Origin of the sequence: Fulvimonas yonginensis, assembly GCF_037137055.1 — a bacterium.
Classification (GTDB): Bacteria; Pseudomonadota; Gammaproteobacteria; order Xanthomonadales; family Rhodanobacteraceae; genus Frateuria_A; species Frateuria_A yonginensis.
Genome location: NZ_JBBBNY010000008.1, coordinates 20083 through 39076, shown reverse-complemented (window position 1 = coordinate 39076; position 18994 = coordinate 20083). Strand labels below are relative to the sequence as shown.

Sequence of the window (18994 nt, the reverse complement as noted above, 5' to 3'; positions counted from 1 at the left end):
TGGCGCGCCATCCTAGGCCGGTCTGCGGTGGCGGTCTTGTATCTGGCAAACCTGCGCCGGCGGGCGCAGCGCCTCGCGATAGCGCGCCGGCGACAGGCCGAAGGCGCGCTTGAAGGCATGCGAGAAATGCGCCTGGTCGGCATAGCCGCAGGCATCGGCCACCGCGGCCAGGCCCTGGTGGGAGCGTGCCCGCAGCAGCCCGGCGGCCTTGGCCAGGCGGCAGCGGCGCAGGTAGTCGCCCGGCGTGCCGCCGAAATGGCGACGGAAGGCCCGCGTCAGGTGGACCGGATGTACGCCGGCCGCCGCCGCGATGTCGGCCAGGCCGAGCTGGCTGCCGCAATCGTCGTGGATGCGCTCGCGCGCCCGCCACAGCCAGGCCGGTGCCTGACGGTAGGCCAGCGTGCGGCCGTACGTCGCGGTCGCGTCCAGCAGTTCCGCGCACAGCGACTCGATCGTCAGCGCGTCGGCCGTGCCGGCCTCGCCGCCTGCCGCGGCGAGGCGCCGGGCGACCCGCTGCGCGAGGCCCTCGAGGACGCAGGCATGGTCCGGAAGGGCGATGGCGTCGGCGTACTCCCGCAGCGTGGCCACCTGCACGGCGACCGTCACGAACACGCCGCCCTGCAGGTCACGGAAGCGGTCGCGGTGCACCGTGCCCGGCGGGTTGTAGACCAGCAGCGGTTCGCGGGCCAGCGCCGGTGCGCCACGTGCGGAGGAGACGTAGCTGCCGCGCAGCACCAGCACGAAATGCCCCTCGGCATGGGTGTGCTCCTCCACGCCGTGTTCGGGCACGGTCGGCACCAGCCGCGCCACGGAAAAGCCGGGCGCCTGCCAGCGTTGCTCGTGCTGGCCCAGGAACTGGCCGTGGCCGAAAATGCGCGGCATCCAGCCCTACCTCGCGGGGAAGCCGCAGGCTAGCAGGCGGCGAGGCGCGGCAGCAGTGCCGCCGGCTCGGCCCGTGACGGTGCCCGCTTCCCCCGCACACGCGGATTTGCCGGCGCCTCGCTAGCCTCCCCGCAGCAGCGAACCAGGACAGCCGCCATGCCCGACGTACCCGCCATCACCGACTACGACGCTCGGCCGCTCGACGGTCGCGTGGTGCTGGTCACCGGTGGTGCCCAGGGCATCGGGCGCGGCATCGCGCAGGCGGTACTCGGCGCCGGCGGCCGCGTGCTGATCGGCGACCTGGACCGCGAGGCCGGCCGGGCCTGCCTGGACGCATGGCGGGTGGGCGAACGGGCCGCGTTCGTGCCGCTGGACGTGGCGCGCGAGGCCAGCGTGCAGCGCTGGGTGCAGGCCGCGCTGGAACGCTTCGGCCGCATCGACGGGCTGGTCAACAACGCCGGGATCGCCGAGCCGCACCGCGCGCCGCTGGCATCGCTCGCACTGGCGGACTGGAACCGCTACCTCGCCACCAACCTCACCGGCACCTTCCTGTGCAGCAAGCACGCCCTGCCCGCGCTGGCCGAGGCCGGCGGCGCGATCGTCAACATTGCCTCGACCCGCGCGCTACAGTCCGAGCCCGACACGGAAGCCTATGCCGCAAGCAAGGGCGGCATGCTGGCCTTCACCCACGCGCTGGCGGTCAGCGCCGGGCCGGCCGTGCGGGTGAACGCGATCCTGCCCGGCTGGATCGCGGTGGACGGCTGGAAGAAGCCGGGCGAGCGCCGCACGCCCAAGCTCAGCCGCAAGGATCACGCGCAGCACCCCGCCGGCCGCGTCGGCATGCCGCAGGACATCGGTGCGCTGGCCGTGTACCTGCTCTCGCCGCAGTCCGGCTTCGTCACCGGGCAGCGCTTCGTGGTCGACGGCGGCATGACGGTGAAGATGCAGTACGTCTGAGCGGGGTCCACCACGCATGAGGCGTTCACCGCACGCGTGGTGGCTGGCGCCCGATCAGGCCTTGGGATCGGTTTCGACGGTGAATGCCTTCACCTTGATCACAGGCCCCTTGGCGGGGTGCGCGCTGCCATTGACGCGCACGAACGATACGCAAAGCTGATCCAGATCGGACGGCCAGATGCGGCGCAGGGTCTGGGTCGCGGAGAACACCATGCGCACCTCCGGGCCTTCGCTGCCGGCCATGTCCTGTGCATGGGACATGTCGTGCATGCTCTTGCCCTTCATGCTCGCCTTCATCTGCTTCACGCTGATCTCGAAGGGCCCCAGCGTGCCGAGCAGGTAGCTGCTCGCCGGTCGGCCGGCATCCAGCTGTTCGGGCAGATTAAGGTAGACGTAGTAGAAGTAGCCGCCCTTCTCGCCCAGTCCAGTGAGGCGCACGCCGTCGAGCACCACCCGCACGGGATCGCTGCCGTCATCCGCCGTCTCGGTCGCCGGCTGCAGCATGGCCGAGCGCACGCGTGCGGCATCGTTCGCCGACAGTGGCACCTGGATGCTGACGGAATGCTCGTCGAGCACCAGCGGCTGGGAGGAACCAAGCGGCACGCGCTGCGTTGCCGCCGGACGGAGCGGCGCCGCGTTGACGAGGCTGAACGAGGACAAGGTACCGGCACCGGCGGCCGTGGCCGTCGAAGTGCCGGGCGGCGGGTCCGTGGATGGCGCCGTCGGCATCGTCTCGTCGTCGTACTGGTAGCCGAGGTAGGTGCTGGTGTTGATCGTCCACACGCGGGGCACGCTCTTGAGCGCGTCGCCGTAGATCAAATCCCCGGACCAGTAGCTGTTGGTCGACGCGGGTTGGCGGCGTCCGTTGCCGGCGTTGATCCAGGCTGCCCACAACCGGTCGATGTTGGCATGGTGCACGAAGAACAATGGATCCTTCGGCGACCAGCTGATCGAGGACATGATGCCGCCGACCAGGTTGTGCACGGGGTTGTGCGGCGCGGTCTCGACCGTCGGCTCGAAGGCATCGGTCTTGCCGCGCTGGAAGTGGATGATCGTGTCCGCGAACGGGGCGTAGCTCAGGGCGCCCGAGACGTCGGTACCGGTGCGGTCCTTGCGGTAAAGCGGCAGATCCGGGTCGAGGAACTCCGCCGGCACGGTCGGATGGTTGTAGTAGTTCCAGTACGGCAACACCAGGTTCGGGTCGCCGGAGATGCGCCGCAGCCAGCCCTCGAAGCGGTACAGCAGGCCGCGGTGCCAGGCCAGGAAGTAGGAGGTGTCGTGCGGGCAGTACATGCGGTGTACGTCCGCCCAGTAGGCCCAACTCGCTGGGGAGGTCGCGTCCTTGTTGGCACGCATCGAGGCGATCGCGTTGCAGAACGAGGCGAACGTGGGGCCGGTGCGGAAGGTCTCCCAGCTCTGCCGCAGGCGCAGGTCGGTGGACAGGGCGACCCGCGGCAGCATGGGAACGAGCGCTGCGGCGAGGGACGATTGAAGAAAACGTCTTCTTGAAATCATGGCTGTCCTCCGTTGACGGCAGTCCCGCGACCCGGGCGTTCCCTCGCCCGGGCCGGAGGTGGGGTGTTTGCAGGACCTTACCGACGGGCAGTGATGCGTGATTTGCACACAGGATCGACGCGGGGATTGCTGCATGCAGTGGCTTCCTCGCACCCGCATGCTGCTGCGTTCGTCCTGCACTCCATTTCTGGATTCCGCCCGTTCATAGCCTCGTCAGTGAAGCGCGTTGCACGTCAACCGGGGGTAAAGGAATCACCCCATACCTGTCATCGCTATCAACCGGGGTGATCCTTGCCGCGAATCAGAATGCAGGGTCCGCTTCGACACGGAACGACTCGACACGGATCACCTCGCCCTTGACCGGCTGGCGGCGCCCGTCGACACGGACGAACGAGACCGTGAGCTTGTCCAGATCGGCAGGCCAGACCCGGCGCAACGCCTCGATCGCCGGGAAGACGAGTTTCACGCGGGTGTCGTGGGATGCATGCATCTCCTGCATGCCGTGCATGCCCTGCATGGCGGCCTGCATGCGTGCCACGCCGATCTCGAAGGGGCCCAGCGAGCCGAGCAGGAAGGTGCTTTCCGGCCGGCTCGTGCCAGGTTGCTCCGGCAGGTTGAGGTAGACGTTGTAGAAGTAGCCTCCGCGCTCGCCGAGTGCCGTGAGCCGCACTCCGTCGAGCACCACGCGCACCGGGCCTGTTTCTGCGGTCTGACCGACCGTCGGCCGCAGCATCAGCGAGCGCACGCGGGCGGCATCGGTCGCGCCAAGCGGCACGTCGATGCTGAGCGAGCGCTCGTCCAGCGCCAGCGGGCGCGAGCTGCCGAGCGGCACGGTCAGGTGCAGCGATGGCCGCAAGGGCGGAGCACCTGCGGTGAGCGCGCTGGCGACCGAGGTCAGCTTGGTGGTCGTCTGCGTGGGCAGGGTCTCGTCGTCGTACCGGTAACCGAGATAGGTGGTCGTGTTGTTGGTCCATACCCTCGGCATGTCGTCGATACCGGTGCCATAGGTGAAAGTGCCCGACCAGTAGGTGTTGGTCGGGGCGGGCTGCCTGCGTCCGCCACCGGCCTTCAGCCAGGCGACCCACAGCCGGTCGATGTTGGCGTGGTGAACCCAGAACAGCGGATCCTTGGGCGAGATGAGGATCGATGACATCGCGCCACCGATCAGGTTGTGCACCCGGTTGTGCGGTCGCGCTTCGACGATGGGCTCGAAGGCATCGGTCTTGCCGCGTTGGAAGTAGATGATGGTGGGTGCGAAGGCGTCGTAGCTCAGGGCCCCGGTCACGTCGAAGCCGGTGCGGTCACCCCGGTACAGCGGCGAGGACGGATCGAGAAATTCCGCTGGCACGGCAGGCGCGAGGTAGTAGTTCCAGTACGGCAAGGTCAGCGTGGGGTCACCGGAAATCTCGCGCAGCTTGTTCTCGAAGCGGTACAGGAAGCCGCGGTGCCAGGCCAGGAAGTACGGCTGCCCGTGAGGGCAGTTCAGGCGATGCACCTCCGACCAGAACGTCCATGCATTGGGATCGGCGCTGTTCTTGTTGGCTTTCATGATCCCGATGGTGTTGCAGAGCACCGGGAACTTCGGGCCCGTGATGAATGCCTGCCAGCTGGGCCGCACGCTCAGGGTCGCCGACACCGCCACCCGCGGCAGCAGGGGAACCAGAGCGAGCGACAGGGATGACTGCAGGAAGCGCCTTCGGGAAATCATGATGTTCTCCATGGAATTTCCTCTGTCCGGTCGGCAATGAGGAATCCGTGAACCGGCCGTGGGGAGGGGCCGTTGCCTCGGGGCGGGTCGGGCAAGCAAAACGGCAGCAGAGCACACCACCACTGCTGCCGTTCCTCCGCCCGGTTGCTGCGTTTTGTCGGGCTGCAAGTGGAAAGCCGCACGCGTCAACCCGAGGTCAAGCGGGAGTGGTGCCCGAATCGAGGAGACGGCTGCCGGCGGTGCCCGCGCACCGGGCTCTTCGGGCGGGCGCGAAGGCCGGACGCGCCGCCACGCCGACGGGGCCGGCTGGCGAACGACCGTGCTATCGATGCGCATCGCGCCTCGCCGTCCGTCGGCGGACGCCCGGGTCGCAGGTCACGCCCCCATCGGGACGCGGTGCCGTTAACATGGCCGGCTCGTCCGTGCGCGCAGTACCGTCCGGTGCGCGCCACCGGACCTGACGGGAGTTCGACGTGATCGAAAAAGTCTCGACCGGCATCGAGGGGCTGGACCAGTTGACCGACGGCGGCTTCCTGCGCGGTTCGGCCTACATCATCCAGGGCCCGCCCGGCGCGGGGAAAACCATCCTGGCCAACCAGTTCTGCTACACCCACGTCCGCGCCGGCGGACGCGCGCTGTACATGACCCTGCTGGCCGAATCGAGCGCGCGGATGCTCGCCTACGTCAGCCAGATGAGCTTCTACGAGAGCAGCGTCGTCCCCGGCTCGCTGCAGTACCTGAGCGCCTACGGCGTGCTGGAGCGCGAAGGCCTGCCCGGCCTGCTCAAGCTGGTCCAGCACGAACTCAAGCGCCACCGCGCCACCGCGATGGTGCTGGACGGCACCTTCGTGGCGCAGTCGGTCGCATCCGAGCAGGAGTTCCGCGCGTTCATCCATGCCCTGCAGGGCGTGGCGGGCATGAGCGACGCGGTACTGGTCATGCTCACCCACCAGAACCGGTCCGCCAGTTGCCCGGAACACACCATGGTGGACGGCTGGATCGAGCTGAGTGACGAGACCCAGGGGTTCCGTGCCTACCGCACCATCCAGGTGCGCAAGCACCGCGGCGCGGCGGTCCTGCACGGCAAGCACCATTTCCGCATCACGCAGGACGGTATCGCCGTGTTCCCGCGCCCCGAGAGCCTGATCCGCGACCTGCCTGCGCCGGTGGCGCGCACGCATCGGGTGGGCTCGGGCCATGCGGGCCTGGATGCCCTGCTCGGCGGCGGCCTGCCGGCCGGCTCGGCGACCTTGCTGGTCGGTCCGAGCGGTGCGGGCAAGACCACCATCGGCATGCATTTCCTGTCGCTGGCCAGTGAACAGGAGCCGGCGCTGATGCTGGGCTTCTACGAGACGCCCGCCCACCTGCGGTACAGGGCGCGCAGCCTCGGACTGGACCTGGAGCGCCCGTTCCAGACCGGGGCACTCGAGCAGGTCTGGCTGCCGCCCAGCGAGAACCTCGCCGACGAAGTGATCCAGGACATCGTGCAGCGGGCCCGCGCCATGGGCGCCAGGCGGGTGTTCGTCGACGGCATGGTGGCGATCCGCGACAGCCTGGTGGTCGCCGACCGCCTGCCCTACGTGATCAACGCGCTCTCGATACAACTGGAGCAGCTCGGCGCGACCATGCTCTACACCACCGAAATCCCGGAACTGCGTCTGGACGAGACGCTGATGCCCACGGACGAGCTCTCCGCCATGGTCGAGAACATCCTCCTGGTCAACACCGGGCGACGGGGCGTGAACCTTCACCGGTCGCTGTCCGTCGTCAAGCTGCGCGACAGCGATTTCGACCCGCGTACGCACGAGTTCCACATCGGCGACCGGGGCCTGATGCTGGGGCCCGACCCGCGGGTCGGCACCCGTCGGGATTCGAACTGATCATGCTGCGCGTGCTTCTCGTGGAGGACGAGCCGGATGTGGCCCTGGTGGCAGCCACCGTACTGGAGGACGCCGGGTACCACGTGACCGCTGCCGCCGATGGGCATGCCGGGTTGGGCATCGCGCTGCAGGAGCAGCCGGAGCTGGTGATCACCGATTTCATGATGCCGCGGCTGAGCGGGCTGGAAATGATCGCCCGCCTCCGCGAGGCGGGGTTCGCGCAGCCGATCATCCTCACCAGCGCCATTCCGGAGGAACACCTGCCGCCCACCGCCTTCGGCTACGACGCCTTCCTCCCCAAGCCGTACCGGATCGGCCAGTTGCTGGCGCTGGTCGGCAGCTTCCGTACCGGCGCGTGACTCAGCCGTCGCAGTTGACCATCCAGGCGATACCGTAGCGGTCGGTAAGCATGCCGAAGCGGGCGGCGAAGAAGGTCTGCGCGATCGGCATGTCGATGCGGCCGCCTTCGGCCAGCGCCGCGAACACGCGCTCGGCCTCCTCCACCGTGGCCGCGCCGTAGGCGAGCGAGAAGCCGCGCGGCGGCTCGCTCGGCGCATGGGTCATGCCGTCGGAGGCCAGCAGCAGCGGCTGCCCCTCGGTGCCGAGGCTCGCGTGCATGACCTTCTCGCCCCACCCTTCCGGTGCGTTCTGCGCCATCGGGGAACCGGCGAAGCGGTGGAGCTCGAGCAGCCGTACGCCACCGCCGAGGCAGGCGGCATAGAAGTTCAGCGCTTCCTCGCAGCGGCCGTTGAAGTAGACATAGGGCAGCAGGCTCATGGCGGATCCTCCGTGGTGGGTTGGCGGATGATAGGTCGTCCCGGCCGACGCCGGCGTTCGATTCAGGCAGGTGCCAGCGCCTGCGCGTGGACGTCGCGCACGGCGCGCCCGGAGGGGTCGGCCCCGGCGGCGAAGGAGGCATCCCAGGCCAGGGCGGCCGGCGAGGAGCAGGCGATCGACTTGCCGCCGGGCACCGTCGCCGCGCAGGCCTCGCCGGGGAAGTGCCGCTCGAACAGCGCGCGGTAGAGGTAAGCCTCCTTGGTGGCCGGCGTGTGGTGCGGCCAGCGCGACGCGGCGGCGGCAAACTCCCGGTCGCTCACCGTGCGCTCGGCATGGGCCTTGAGGCCGTCGATCCAGCCGTAGCCGACGCCGTCGCTGAACTGCTCCTTCTGCCGCCACAGGATCGCCTCGGGCAGCACGCCCTCGAAGGCCTCGCGCAGTACCGCCTTCTCGATGCTGCGGCTGCCGTCGGGCCGCGTTCCGGTCATCTTGTGCCGGGCATCGAAGCCCATCGCCGCATCGATGAACTCCAGGTCCAGGAACGGCATGCGCGCCTCCACGCCCCAGGCCATCATCGCCTTGTTCGCGCGCAGGCAGTCGTAGAGGTGCAGCGCATCGAGCTTGCGCACGGTCTCCTCGTGGAAGGCCTCGGCCGAAGGCGCCTTGTGGAAATAGAGGTAGCCGCCGAACTGCTCGTCGGAACCCTCGCCGGAGAGCACCATCTTCACGCCCATCGCCTTGATCCGCCGCGCCAGCAGGTACATCGGCGTGGACGCGCGCACGGTGGTGACGTCGTAACTCTCGATGTGGCGGATCACTTCCGGCAACGCGTCCAGCCCTTCCCAGAAGGTGTAGACGAAACCGTGGTGCACGGTGCCCAGCGCCTCGGCGGCCAGTTGCGCGGCGCCGAGGTCGGGCGAGCCTTCCATGCCGATGGCGAAGGAATGCAGGCGCGGCCACCAGGCTTCGCTGCGGCCGCCGTCCTCGACGCGCTCGCGGGCGAAGCGCGCGGCGCAGGCGGCAACCAGGGAGGAATCCAGGCCGCCGGACAGCAGCACGCCGCAGGGCACGTCGGTCATCAGCTGGCGCTGTACCGCCTGTTCGAGCGCGAGGCGCAGGTTGCCCGGCGCCCTGCCCTGCGTGGCGGCGTGGTCGCGCCAGGCGCGATGATGGTAGCGACGCAGTTCACCGCCGGCACTGTCGTAGACGTGGCCGGGCGGGAACACCGCCAGGTCGGCGCACACGCCTGTCAGCGCCTTCATCTCCGAGGCCACGCAAAGGCGCCCCTGCGCGTCGTGGCCCCAGTACAGCGGACACACCCCGATCGGGTCGCGCGCGACGAGGTAGCGCTGGGCCGTGCCGTCCCACAGAGCGAAGGCGAAGATGCCATTGAGGCGGGCGAGCCACGTCGCCGGATCACCGCCCTCGCGGTACAGCGCCGCGATCACCTCGCAGTCGGAGCCCGTGGTGAAGTCGTAGCCGCTGCCCCGCCGCAGCTGGGCGTGGTTGTAGATCTCGCCGTTGACCGCCAGCGCCAGCGCGCCGTCGCGCGAGCGCAGCGGCTGTGCGCCGCTGGCCGGGTCGACGATGGCCAGGCGCTCGTGCACCAGCAGCACGCCGGCGTCGACGAACACGCCGGACCAGTCCGGCCCGCGATGGCGCTGGTGTTGCGAAAGCTCCAGCGCCTGCCGGCGCAGGGCGGCCAGGTCGTCACCCGGTCCCAGGTCGAACATGGCAAAGATCCCACACATACACGCAGCTCCCGAGGGTCGAGTGGCCGGAGGCGGTGGCGGCGCGTACGGTCCGGCTGATCCGTCGAACGCCCAGAACGACGAAGGCCCGCACGGGGCGGGCCTTCGTCGCGTAGTTCTTGCTCGAACGTGCGGCTACGCGCCGGCCCCCTGGTGCAGGCGACGGTTGTTGTTCGGGCGGTTGTTCAGGGCCGGCCGCACGCGCGCCGCGCGGGGCGCGGCAACGGCGGGGAAGCGGGCGGTCGGCATGGACATGGCGCGAGTGGAGCAGGTTTGCGGCGGACGCGCAAGCACCGGCTAGGCATGGTGCTCGCGGAAGGATTCGCTGATCCAGGCCTTGGCCTCGTCCAGTTGCGCGTTGCGGTAGAGGCGGAATTCGCCGGGTACGGTAAAGCCCATGGTGCGCGCCACCAGCCGCAGCCAGCTCACGTCGGTGACCAGCGCGATGCGCTCCCAGCCGCTCCAGTGGCGGAAGCCCAGCTTGGTGTCGTCCCACATGGCGCCGGGCTCGAAGCCGGTGAATTCCGGTGGCACGTGATAGAGCAGGCGCAGCTTGCGGTTGAGCGCGAAAGCCGCTTCCACGTCGGGCACGAACACGTTCTCGTAGTCGGCCGCGGTCACCTTGCCGCGTGCGGTGAAGCCCAGCGTGCCGGCTGGCAGGTCGGTCATCTGCTCGATCATGGGACGGTCTCCGCGTGGTCGGAGCCCCATCCAAGCGCGGCGGGCGCGGCTATGCAAGCAGGGCTGCGTGAAAGCACGCCACCCATGTAGGAGCGAGCTTGCTCGCGATGCTCTTCCCTTTCGCGGCGCGGCAGAAAAAAGCATCGGGGCAAGCTCGCTCCCGGAACCCAGGCGGGTTCACGCCGGTTCGACGTGGCGCAGCAGCAGCCGCGCGCTCTCGCGTCCCTGCCAGTCGTTGATCGCCAGTTCGTAGACCGCGCGCATGCGCGGCGGCGGGGCCGTGGCGCGCGCGTTGAACATCACCGCCTCGTGCACGCTGCCGTCGCGCGGGTCGCGCAGGTCCAGGCGCCAGTGGCGCTCGCCCATCGTGCGCCAGTGCGCGTATTCGAACAGGTTGTCGAACAGCGGTTCGGGGAAGCCCTGCCCCCACGGACCGCCGTCGCGCAGCTGGCGCGCCAGTTCCAGCGTGAAGGCGCCAGCCGGCAGCTCGCCGTCGGTGTAGAGCACGGCCTGCAGGCGTTCCTCGTCCAGCCGTTCGCGGGCGATCGCGTCGAAGGCCTCGGCGAAACGGGGGTAGTCGCACGCCTTCAGGCTGAGGCCCGCCGCCATGGCGTGCCCGCCGAAGCGCTCGATCAGCCCGGGCATGCGCGCGTCGATGGCGGCCAAGGCGTCGCGCACGTGGAAGCCGGGGATCGAACGCGCGGAGCCACGCAACTCGTCGGGCCGGTTCTCGTCGGCCGGCGCGAAGGCGATCACCGGGCGATGCAGGCGCTCCTTGAGCTTGGAGGCGACCAGGCCGACCACGCCGGCGTGCCAGGACGGTTCGAACAGCGTGACGCCGGTGCGCGTCTCCAGCGCCCCCAGCCCCACCTGGCCGAGCATCGCCTCGGCCTCGGCCACCATCGCCTCCTGCAGGTCGCGCCGCTCCTGGTTGATCGCGCTCAACCGCTCGGCGAGCAGCCGCGCCTGGCCGGGATCGTCGGCGAGCAGGCATGCCACGCCCAGGCGCATGTCTTCCAACCGGCCCGCGGCGTTGAGGCGGGGCCCCACCGCGTAGCCCAGATCGCTGGCGCAGACGCTGGCCGGGCTGCGCCGGCCCGCCTCCACCAGCGCGTGGATGCCCGGGCAGGCGCGCCCGGCGCGGATGCGCCTGAGCCCGGCCTCGACCAGCACGCGGTTGTTGAAATCCAGCGGCACCAGGTCGGCCACGGTGCCGAGCGCGACCAGGTCGAGCAGGCTGCCGAGATCCGGTTCGTCGCGGCCGGCGAAGGCGCCCCGCTCGCGCAGGCGCGCGCGCACCGCCAGCAGGACGTAGAACATCACGCCCACTCCGGCCAGCGCGCGGCTGGGGAACGCCTGGTTCAGCCGGGCGCTCTGCGTGCAGTCCGTACAGGCCGGCTCGCCGTGCCCGCAGGCGCGCACCTCGAGCACGTTCGGATTGACCAGCGCATCGGCCGCCGGCAACCGCTCGCCCGGCAGGTGGTGGTCGGTGACGATCACGCGGATCCCGCGCGCCCTTGCCGCGTCCACGCCGGCGAGGCTCGCCACGCCGTTGTCCACCGTCACGATCAGGTCGGGCGCGGGATCCAGCGTGGCGACCAGCGCGGGACTGAGCCCGTAGCCGTGCACGAAACGGTTGGGGATGACGTAGTCCACCCGCCGCGCGCCGAGCAGGCGCAGGCCGCGCACGGCGACCGCGGTGCCGGTGGCGCCGTCGCAGTCGTAGTCGCCGGCGATCACGATGGACGCGTCGCCGGTGATGGCTTCCACCAGCAGGTCGACCGCGCGCTCCAGGCCGCCGAGCGACTGCGGCGCCAGCAGGTGGCGCAGCCGGTGTTCGGCCTGGGCCGGATGCAGCACGCCGCGTGCGGCATAGACCTGGCGCAGCACCGGGTGAACGGCATCGCCCCAGCCCACGGGCATGCCGTGCGGCACGCGCCGGTGCAGCGTGGGTGCCCTCATGTGCCGGAGCGCCAGAAGCGCCAGCGATGCCAGGGCCGGTGGAGCCGGCGTTCGCCGCTGGCGAAGTTCAGGTGCAGCGGCTGCCGGCGCGCGAGCGCGTCGATCGCGGGCCACCATTCGGTCGCGATCGACGCGGCCGGAAGGTCCTGCAGGTCGACCAGCCAGCCCGGCCCTGCGGCAAACGCATCGTCGGCGGCGTCGCGCGGCCGATGGACGATGCCGGCGCGCGCGGCCAGCGCGCGGAGCAGCGGGTCCCCGCTCACCACGCCCGAGAGCCGCGTGCCGACCCGTGTCGGCAGAGTACCGCCGCCCCACAGCCACAGGCTGTTGACGGGCGGGTACCCTGCCGCGCGGCGCCGGGCATTCAGCGGGTGCTGGTGCAGCAGCACCTGCAGTTCGTTCTGCAGGATGCGCCAGCGTCGCCCTTGCGGTCCCTGCGGCAGGTGCGACAGAAGGTCTTCGCCCAGCGCCCGTTCCGGCGCCGGGAAATCGGGCAGGACGGTGCCGGCCGGCAGGCGCAGGTGCCAGCGGTCGGGCGTGGTGAGTTCCAGGTGCATGCCCTGCTCTTCCAGCAGCGGGCGCAACGGCTCCGCCAGCGCCTCCGCGTCGCCGACGCCCAACTGCATGCGGCCGCAGGCGAGCAGGCGTGCGCCGGTCATGTCCGGTTCGATCCAGGCCGGGTCGGCACAGAGCCAGCCCGCGCCCCCGGCATCGTGCGCCGCCAGCTCGCGCGTCAGCGCGCCGGCGGGGATCGGCCGGGCCGTGTCGAACCAGGCGGCGAGGCCGGCCAGGTAACCCCGCGGGCCAGGGTCCAGCCGGTCCGCGCGTGCGAGCAACCGATGCAGGGGATGGCCCGGGTCGAACCGGTCCCACGCCGGCAGCCACAGTTCCACGGCACCGCTCATGCGCCAGCAGCCTCCAGTTGCTCGTAGAGTTCCAGCCACTCGGTTTCGAGGGTTTCCTTCTCGCGACGCAGTTCGGCCTGGCGCTGGCCGAGCTTCATCAGTTCGGCGGTGGGACCGTTGTAGGTGTCCGGGTCGGCCAGCCTGGCGTCCAGCGCGGCCAGGTCGGCATCGATGGCGGCGACGCGCGCCTCGATCTTCTTCACGCGGGCACGGGAGGCCTTGTCCTGCTCGCGCTGGGCGGCGGCCGCGCGGCGCCGGTCGGGTGCACTCGTGCGCGCAGCCTGTGCGGGCACATCCGGCAGCGGACCTTCTTGCCCGCCCTCTTCGGTTTTCGCGTTCCTTTTTGCGACGCCGGAACGGGCGCGCAGCCAGCGCGCGTAGTCGTCCAGGTCGCCGTCGAACGGTTCGACGCGGCCGTCGGCCACGCGCCAGAAGCTGTCGCAGACCATCCCCAGCAAGTGGCGATCGTGGGAGACCAGTACCAACGCACCGTCGAAGTCGGCCAGCGCATCGGCGAGCGCCTCACGCATGTCCAGGTCGAGGTGGTTGGTCGGCTCGTCGAGCAGCAGCAGGTTGGGCTTGTCCCAGGCGATCAGCGCCAGCGCCAGGCGCGCGCGCTCGCCGCCGGAGAAGCCGTCCACCGGTTCGAAGGCGCGGTCGCCGGCGAAGTTCCAGCTGCCCAGGAAGTCGCGCAGCACCTGCGCGGCCACGCCCGGCGCCTTGTCCTGCAGGTGGTCGAAAGGACTGGCGCCTTCGCGCAGGCTCTCGACCGTGTGCTGGGCGAAATAGCCGACCTTGAGATCCTTGTGCGCCTTGCGCTCGCCGGCCAGCGACGGCAGCTCGCCGACCAGCGTCTTGACCAGGGTGGACTTGCCGGCGCCATTGGGGCCGAGCAGGCCGATGCGCTCGCCGGCCTCCAGTCTGAAGCGGACGTCCGAAAGGACGACGTGTGCTCCCTCTCCCTCCCGGGGGGAGGGTTGGGGTGCGGGGCCGGGGCTTGCCTCAGTCCCTTCCCTCACCCCGGCTTTGAGAGGGCGCAGAGCCGCGTAGCCTGCCTCCACCTCTTCCAGCTGCAGCATCGAATCGGGCAACCGTTCGGGCACCGCGAACTGGAACCGGAACGGCCGCTCAGCGCGCACCGCCTCGGTGCCGGCCAGCTTCTCCAGCCGCTTCATGCGCGACTGCGCCTGCTTGGCCTTGCTGGCCTTCGCCTTGAAGCGGTCGACGAAGGCCTGCAGGTGCGCGCGCTCGGCCTGCTCGCGCTCGTGCGCGATCTGCTGCTGGCGCAGCTGCTCGGCGCGCAGGCGCTCGAAGGCGCTGTAGTTGCCGGTGTAGAGCCGCGCCCTGCCCTCGTGCAGGTGCAGCGTGTGGGTGGTCACCGCGTCCAGGAACTCGCGGTCGTGCGAGATCACCAGCAGCGTGCCCTGGTAGCGGCGCAGCCACTCCTCCAGCCACAGCACGGCGTCGAGGTCGAGGTGGTTGGTCGGTTCGTCCAGCAGCAGCAGCTCGGAGGGCGCCATCAGCGCGCGGGCCAGGTTCAGGCGCACGCGCCAGCCGCCGGAGAACGCCTTCACGGCACGCTCGTGCGTCTCCGGCGAGAAGCCCAGGCCGTGCAGCAGGCGGCCGGCGCGGGCGCGCGCGTCGTAGCCGTGCAGTTCCTCGATGCGGTGATGCGCCCGGGCCATCGCCTCGGTGTCGCCACGGGCCTGCGCCCGGGCTTCCTCGCCCAGTGCCTGCGCCAGTTCCTCGTCGCCGCCGAGCACGTAGTCGAGCGCGGCATCGGGCAGCGCGGGCGTCTCCTGCGCCACCGAGGCCAGGCGCATCCGGGCCGGCATGTCCAGTTCGCCTGCGTCACCCTCCAGCCGCCCCTGCAGGGCGGCGAACAGGCTGGACTTGCCGCAGCCGTTGCGGCCGACCACACCCAGCCGCCAGCCGGCCTGGATCACCAGGTCGACATCGGAAAGCAGCAGCCGGCTGCCGCGGCGCAGGGCGAAGTGGCGGAACGCGATCATCGGAGGGTCGGGCGAAGGGGCGACTGCGCATGATAGCTGCCCGCGAATGCCCAGCCCATCTCAATCGGCACAGTCCGCCATGGCATGGCCCCGACAGTTCTGCTACAACGGCGCCGCACTGGCCTTTGCGGAGAGGGGATCATGGTCAAGTTCACTGGAAGCCTGGCGCTGGCCGTCCTGCTCGGCGCGGCCTCGATCGCCCCGGCACAGGCCGGCGACAGCCTGCTGATCAACCGCGTGCAGCAGGAACAGGGCATGAACCTGCCCACCCGCGGCATGACCATGGCGCAGGTCGAGAAGCGCTACGGCGCGCCCCAGCGCAAGCTCGAACCGCGCGGCGGCGACAGCAGCAGGCACCCGGTGATCAACCGCTGGGACTACAGGACCTTCATCGTCTACTTCGAGCACGACCACGTGATTCATTCGGTGCTCAACACGCCGGCGGGCAACAATCGCAATCCGGCGGCGGCGCAGTAACAAGGGATACCCGCGACGGGCGCGGCGTCACCTGCCGTCGCTCGGCACACCGGCCGTCCCCAACCGCCGGCCCCTCCTCTAAACTTGCTCGCTTCGCCTCCGGGCATCACCACGCGAGCACGCCATGACCGCCTCCCCCAACCTGCGCCTGCCGGCCGAATGGGAACCGCAGGACGCGGTGCTTATCGCCTGGCCGCACGCCGGGACCGACTGGGCCGAGCGCCTGGCCGAGGTACGCACCACCTACGTCGCGCTGGCCGCCGCGGTGACCCGCTTCCAACCGCTGATCGTGATCGTGGCCGACGCACAGGTGCGCGCGGACGCCGAGGCCGCGCTGCGCGGCACGGGCGTGGATCTGGAGCGCATCCGATTCATCGAGCTGCCCTACGACGACACCTGGTTGCGCGACTCCGGCCCGATCACGCTGGTGTCGGACGCGGGCTTCCAGCTCACCGACTTCCGCTTCACCGGCTGGGGCGGCAAGTTCGGCGCCGACCGGGACGACGCGCTGGTCGCCGGCCTGGTGACAGCGGGCGTGTTCGGTCCGGCAGCGCACGCGCGGGTGGACTGGGCGCTGGAAGGCGGCGGCATCGAGAGCGACGGCGGCGATACCGTGCTCACTACCTGGCGTTGCCTGCACCAGAGGCATCCCGACCAGTCGCGCGAGGCGATGGACGCGATCCTGCGCGACAGCCTGCACGCGCGGCGCGTGCTGTGGCTCGACCACGGCTACCTCGAGGGTGACGACACCGACGCGCACATCGACACCCTGGCCCGCTTCGCCCCCGGCGACCGCATCGTGTTCCAGGCCTGCGACGATCCGGCCGACCCGCACCACGAGGAACTGGAACGCATGGCCGCCGAACTGGCTGCCCTGCGCACGCCGCAGGGACGTCCATACCGCCTGTCGCCGCTGCCCTGGCCGCAGCCGATCCTGGACCAAGGGCGCCGCCTGGCCGCCTCGTACGCCAACTATCTGGTGGTCAACGGCGCCGTGCTGGTGCCGGCCTACGGCGATGCCGCGGACTGCGAGGCCGCCCGCGTCATCGGCGCGGCGTATCCCGGCCGTGAGGTGGTGCAGGTGCCCTGTCGCCCGCTGATCTGGCAGAACGGCAGCCTGCACTGCATCACCATGCAGCTGCCGGCAGGCCTGGTCACCTGACGCGCCCGCGCATGGCCATCGCCCACGTCGCGCTGTCCACCCGCCGGCGCCAGCGCATCGCGGCGGTGCCTTTCGCCGAGCTGCTGGTGGCCCAGGTGCGCAGCGGGACCAAGCGGGTGGGCGAAGGCACGGCCGGCACCGAGGTCCACGCCGGCAGCTACCTCTGCGTGGCCCCGGGCAGCCTGCTCAACGTCGAGAACCTGCCTTCGGCCGACGGGCCGTACGTGGCCAGTTGCCTGTGCATCAGCGCCGATTGGCTGCAGGCAGAGGCGCTACGCGCCGGGACTCCCGCGCAGCGCTGGGCCCGGCTCGCCGCGACGCCGGCGCTGGATCAGGCCTTCGCCCACGTCGAGCGCGGCCTGCACGACGGCCTGCCCGAGGCGCTGTTGCGCCACCGCGTGCGCGAGCTGCTCGAGGCGATGCGCCTGGCCGGTTTCGTTCCATCCCGCCGCTGCGAGCAGGCCCTGGCCGACCGCGTGCGCCTGCTGCTCGCGGACGCCCCCGCGCATCCGTGGCAGGCCGGGGAGATCGCACGCCGGCTGGCGATGAGCCCCGCCACGCTGCGCCGTCGCCTGGCCGCCGAGGGCCGCAGTTTCCGCGCCGTGCTGGAGGAGGTGCGGCTCGCCTACGCGCTCGGCCTGGTGCAGGCCGGACGCCAGCCGCTCAAGCAGGTGGCGCTGGCTTGCGGCTACCGGTCGGCGTCGCGCTTCGCGGCGCGCTTCCGCGCGCGTTTCGGCGCACGGCCCTCCGAGCTGCGCGCCTGAGCGTTTCGGGCGTGCGCTTGCGCGCTCCAGGACACTCGCCCGCCCCGGCAAGGCGCATCATCTGCGCCACCTCCCCCAGGAATGCCGCCATGTTTCGCCCGTTCGCCTGCCTTGCCCTCGTCGCCCTCGCCACCACCGCACAGGCGGGTACGTTCCGGCTGCGCGTCGACGCCGCCGACGCGCAGGGACACATCGCCACCCGCTACAGCTACGACCGCTTCGGCTGCAGCGGCGCCAACGTCGCTCCCGCGGTGCACTGGGACGGCGCGCCGGCCGGCACGCGCAGCTTCGCGCTCACCGTGTTCGACCCCGATGCGCCCACCGGCAGCGGCTTCTGGCACTGGGTGGTGATCGACCTGCCCGCTTCGGCCCATGGCCTGGCCGAAGGCGGCCGCCTGCCGCCACCGGCCCGCGCGGTGCGCAACGACTACGGCGACAAGGCCTGGGGCGGCCCCTGCCCGCCGGCGGGCGACCCGCCGCACCACTATGTTTTCACCGTCTACGCGCTGGACGTGCCCGCCCTGGGCGTACCGGCCGATGCCTCGCCCGCGCTGACCGGCTTCATGCTGCGCAGCCACGTGCTCGGCAAGGCGCAGCAGACGCTGACCTTCGGTCGCTGAAACGGCCGTTCACGGGACAGGAGGCCGGCGGGTTGCGATAATGCGTGGATGAAGACCCCCACTCTCAAGGTCGCGCTGCTGCAGGAAACCAACCGCGGCAGCCGCGACGCCAACCTCGACGCGATCGAGACCGGCCTGCGCGAGGCCGCCGCTGCCGGCGCCCGGCTGGTGCTGCTGCAGGAACTGCACAACGGCCCGTACTTCTGCCAGCGCGAATGCGTGGACGAGTTCGAGCTGGCCGAGACCATCCCCGGTCCGGGCACCGAGCGCATCGGCCAGCTGGCGCAGGAACTCGGCCTGGTGGTGGTCGCGTCGATCTTCGAGAAGCGTGCCGCCGGCCTGTACCACAACACCGCGGTGGTGTTCGATCGCTCCGCGGCGATCGCCGGTACCTACCGCAAGATGCACATCCCCGACGACCCGGCGTTCTACGAGAAGTTCTACTTCACCCCCGGCGACCTGGGCTTCGAGCCGATCGACACCTCGGTCGGCCGCCTGGGCGTGCTGGTGTGCTGGGACCAGTGGTATCCGGAAGCGGCGCGGCTGATGGCGCTGGCCGGCGCGCAACTGCTGCTCTATCCCACCGCGATCGGCTGGGATCCGAACGACGACCAAGCCGAGAAGGACCGCCAGCGCGACGCCTGGGTCACCGTGCAACGTGGCCACGCCGTGGCCAACGGCCTGCCGCTGCTGGCGTGCAACCGCACCGGCTACGAGACCGACCCCTCGGGGGTCGGTGCCGGCATCCAGTTCTGGGGCACCAGCTTCGTGGCCGGGCCGCAGGGCGAGTTCCTGGCCAAGGCCGGCACCGACGGGCGCGAGCTGCTGGTGGTGGACGTCGACCTGGAACGCAGCGAGCACGTGCGGCGGATCTGGCCGTTCCTGCGCGACCGGCGCATCGATGCCTACGGCGACCTGCTCAAGCGCTACCGCGATTGAAC

General features: G+C 70.7%; 17 protein-coding genes. 8 read left to right on the top strand and 9 right to left on the bottom strand.

The genetic code is table 11. The features are described from left to right. Window positions 1-12: 12 nt before the first annotated feature. A complete protein-coding gene (locus WAT24_RS11495) occupies window positions 13-882 on the bottom strand; it encodes a helix-turn-helix transcriptional regulator (RefSeq protein WP_336808015.1) in 870 nt (289 codons plus the stop codon). Between the two features lie 156 nt (window positions 883-1038). Between WAT24_RS11495 and WAT24_RS11490 the strand changes: the two genes are divergently transcribed. Further along, window positions 1039-1839, top strand: a complete 801-nt coding sequence (locus tag WAT24_RS11490) for a glucose 1-dehydrogenase (RefSeq protein ID WP_336808014.1) — start codon at window positions 1039-1041, stop codon at window positions 1837-1839. 54 nt (window positions 1840-1893) lie between these two features. Here the strand turns inward: WAT24_RS11490 and WAT24_RS11485 are convergent, their stop codons facing one another. Both WAT24_RS11485 and WAT24_RS11480 read right to left on the bottom strand, forming a co-directional pair. After that, window positions 1894-3300, bottom strand: coding sequence for a tyrosinase family protein (locus WAT24_RS11485; RefSeq protein WP_336808013.1), 1407 nt, complete (start codon window positions 3298-3300; stop codon window positions 1894-1896). A 355-nt stretch (window positions 3301-3655) separates the two neighbouring features. Continuing rightward, window positions 3656-5062 carry a tyrosinase family protein gene (locus WAT24_RS11480; protein ID WP_336808012.1) on the bottom strand — a complete coding sequence of 469 codons (1407 nt, stop codon included), beginning with the start codon at window positions 5060-5062 and terminating at the stop codon, window positions 3656-3658. A 473-nt stretch (window positions 5063-5535) separates the two neighbouring features. On the opposite strand from WAT24_RS11480, the gene WAT24_RS11475 reads away from it, so the two are divergent. Next, window positions 5536-6942 (top strand): ATPase domain-containing protein, encoded by a 1407-nt coding sequence (locus WAT24_RS11475; protein ID WP_336808011.1) that lies wholly within the window; start codon window positions 5536-5538, stop codon window positions 6940-6942. Between the two features lie 2 nt (window positions 6943-6944). Continuing rightward, window positions 6945-7301: a response regulator transcription factor gene (locus tag WAT24_RS11470; RefSeq protein WP_336808010.1), complete on the top strand. Its 357-nt coding sequence runs from the start codon at window positions 6945-6947 to the stop codon at window positions 7299-7301. Between the two features lies 1 nt (window position 7302). On the opposite strand, the gene WAT24_RS11465 is transcribed toward WAT24_RS11470, so the two are convergent. The 6 genes from WAT24_RS11465 to abc-f form a co-directional block, all read right to left on the bottom strand. After that, the gene (locus tag WAT24_RS11465; protein ID WP_336808009.1) at window positions 7303-7719 is read right to left on the bottom strand and encodes a VOC family protein; all 417 of its coding nucleotides are present in this window, start codon (window positions 7717-7719) and stop codon (window positions 7303-7305) included. 62 nt (window positions 7720-7781) lie between these two features. Continuing rightward, complete coding sequence (asnB, locus tag WAT24_RS11460; protein ID WP_336808008.1) at window positions 7782-9470, bottom strand: asparagine synthase B; 1689 nt, start codon at window positions 9468-9470, stop codon at window positions 7782-7784. 297 nt (window positions 9471-9767) lie between these two features. Then, window positions 9768-10151, bottom strand: a complete 384-nt coding sequence (locus WAT24_RS11455; protein ID WP_336808006.1) for a SpoIIAA family protein — start codon at window positions 10149-10151, stop codon at window positions 9768-9770. A 177-nt stretch (window positions 10152-10328) separates the two neighbouring features. Beyond that, a complete protein-coding gene (recJ, locus tag WAT24_RS11450; protein ID WP_336808005.1) occupies window positions 10329-12113 on the bottom strand; it encodes a single-stranded-DNA-specific exonuclease RecJ in 1785 nt (594 codons plus the stop codon). Further along, window positions 12110-13018 (bottom strand): phosphoglycerate mutase, encoded by a 909-nt coding sequence (locus WAT24_RS11445; protein WP_336808004.1) that lies wholly within the window; start codon window positions 13016-13018, stop codon window positions 12110-12112. Before WAT24_RS11445 ends, recJ begins: the two co-directional genes overlap by 4 nt. Next, the gene (gene abc-f / locus WAT24_RS11440) at window positions 13015-15030 is read right to left on the bottom strand and encodes a ribosomal protection-like ABC-F family protein (protein ID WP_336808003.1); all 2016 of its coding nucleotides are present in this window, start codon (window positions 15028-15030) and stop codon (window positions 13015-13017) included. The genes WAT24_RS11445 and abc-f overlap by 4 nt, the downstream gene beginning before the upstream one ends. Before the next feature lie 141 nt (window positions 15031-15171). Here abc-f and WAT24_RS11435 point away from each other — a divergent pair, with 141 nt between their 5' ends. From WAT24_RS11435 to WAT24_RS11415, 5 genes are all read left to right on the top strand, one after another. Continuing rightward, on the top strand, window positions 15172-15507 hold the full coding sequence (locus WAT24_RS11435) for a hypothetical protein (protein ID WP_336808002.1): 336 nt from the start codon (window positions 15172-15174) through the stop codon (window positions 15505-15507). A gap of 124 nt (window positions 15508-15631) precedes the next feature. Continuing rightward, on the top strand, window positions 15632-16669 hold the full coding sequence (locus tag WAT24_RS11430; protein ID WP_336808001.1) for an agmatine deiminase family protein: 1038 nt from the start codon (window positions 15632-15634) through the stop codon (window positions 16667-16669). 11 nt (window positions 16670-16680) lie between these two features. Then, on the top strand, window positions 16681-17433 hold the full coding sequence (locus WAT24_RS11425; RefSeq protein WP_336808000.1) for a helix-turn-helix transcriptional regulator: 753 nt from the start codon (window positions 16681-16683) through the stop codon (window positions 17431-17433). Window positions 17434-17522: 89 nt separating this feature from the next. Beyond that, the gene (locus WAT24_RS11420; RefSeq protein WP_336807999.1) at window positions 17523-18053 is read left to right on the top strand and encodes a YbhB/YbcL family Raf kinase inhibitor-like protein; all 531 of its coding nucleotides are present in this window, start codon (window positions 17523-17525) and stop codon (window positions 18051-18053) included. Window positions 18054-18101: 48 nt separating this feature from the next. After that, window positions 18102-18992 (top strand): carbon-nitrogen hydrolase, encoded by an 891-nt coding sequence (locus WAT24_RS11415; protein ID WP_336807998.1) that lies wholly within the window; start codon window positions 18102-18104, stop codon window positions 18990-18992. The last annotated feature ends 2 nt before the right edge of the window (window positions 18993-18994 follow it).

What these genes read in the sequence shown, in the direction of transcription:
- WAT24_RS11485 (WP_336808013.1), bottom strand. Translation starts at nt 3,300, where the DNA reads ATGCTGCCGCGGGTCGCCCTGTCCACCGACCTGCGCCTGCGGCAGAGC.
- WAT24_RS11420 (WP_336807999.1), top strand. Translation starts at nt 17,523, where the DNA reads ATGTTTCGCCCGTTCGCCTGCCTTGCCCTCGTCGCCCTCGCCACCACC.
- WAT24_RS11435 (WP_336808002.1), top strand. Translation starts at nt 15,172, where the DNA reads ATGGTCAAGTTCACTGGAAGCCTGGCGCTGGCCGTCCTGCTCGGCGCG.
- WAT24_RS11480 (WP_336808012.1), bottom strand. Translation starts at nt 5,062, where the DNA reads ATGATTTCCCGAAGGCGCTTCCTGCAGTCATCCCTGTCGCTCGCTCTG.
- WAT24_RS11430 (WP_336808001.1), top strand. Translation starts at nt 15,632, where the DNA reads ATGACCGCCTCCCCCAACCTGCGCCTGCCGGCCGAATGGGAACCGCAG.
- WAT24_RS11415 (WP_336807998.1), top strand. Translation starts at nt 18,102, where the DNA reads ATGAAGACCCCCACTCTCAAGGTCGCGCTGCTGCAGGAAACCAACCGC.
- abc-f (WP_336808003.1), bottom strand. Translation starts at nt 15,030, where the DNA reads ATGATCGCGTTCCGCCACTTCGCCCTGCGCCGCGGCAGCCGGCTGCTG.
- WAT24_RS11425 (WP_336808000.1), top strand. Translation starts at nt 16,681, where the DNA reads ATGGCCATCGCCCACGTCGCGCTGTCCACCCGCCGGCGCCAGCGCATC.
- recJ (WP_336808005.1), bottom strand. Translation starts at nt 12,113, where the DNA reads ATGAGGGCACCCACGCTGCACCGGCGCGTGCCGCACGGCATGCCCGTG.
- WAT24_RS11490 (WP_336808014.1), top strand. Translation starts at nt 1,039, where the DNA reads ATGCCCGACGTACCCGCCATCACCGACTACGACGCTCGGCCGCTCGAC.
- WAT24_RS11445 (WP_336808004.1), bottom strand. Translation starts at nt 13,018, where the DNA reads ATGAGCGGTGCCGTGGAACTGTGGCTGCCGGCGTGGGACCGGTTCGAC.
- WAT24_RS11465 (WP_336808009.1), bottom strand. Translation starts at nt 7,719, where the DNA reads ATGAGCCTGCTGCCCTATGTCTACTTCAACGGCCGCTGCGAGGAAGCG.
- WAT24_RS11495 (WP_336808015.1), bottom strand. Translation starts at nt 882, where the DNA reads ATGCCGCGCATTTTCGGCCACGGCCAGTTCCTGGGCCAGCACGAGCAA.
- WAT24_RS11470 (WP_336808010.1), top strand. Translation starts at nt 6,945, where the DNA reads ATGCTGCGCGTGCTTCTCGTGGAGGACGAGCCGGATGTGGCCCTGGTG.
- WAT24_RS11455 (WP_336808006.1), bottom strand. Translation starts at nt 10,151, where the DNA reads ATGATCGAGCAGATGACCGACCTGCCAGCCGGCACGCTGGGCTTCACC.
- asnB (WP_336808008.1), bottom strand. Translation starts at nt 9,470, where the DNA reads ATGTGTGGGATCTTTGCCATGTTCGACCTGGGACCGGGTGACGACCTG.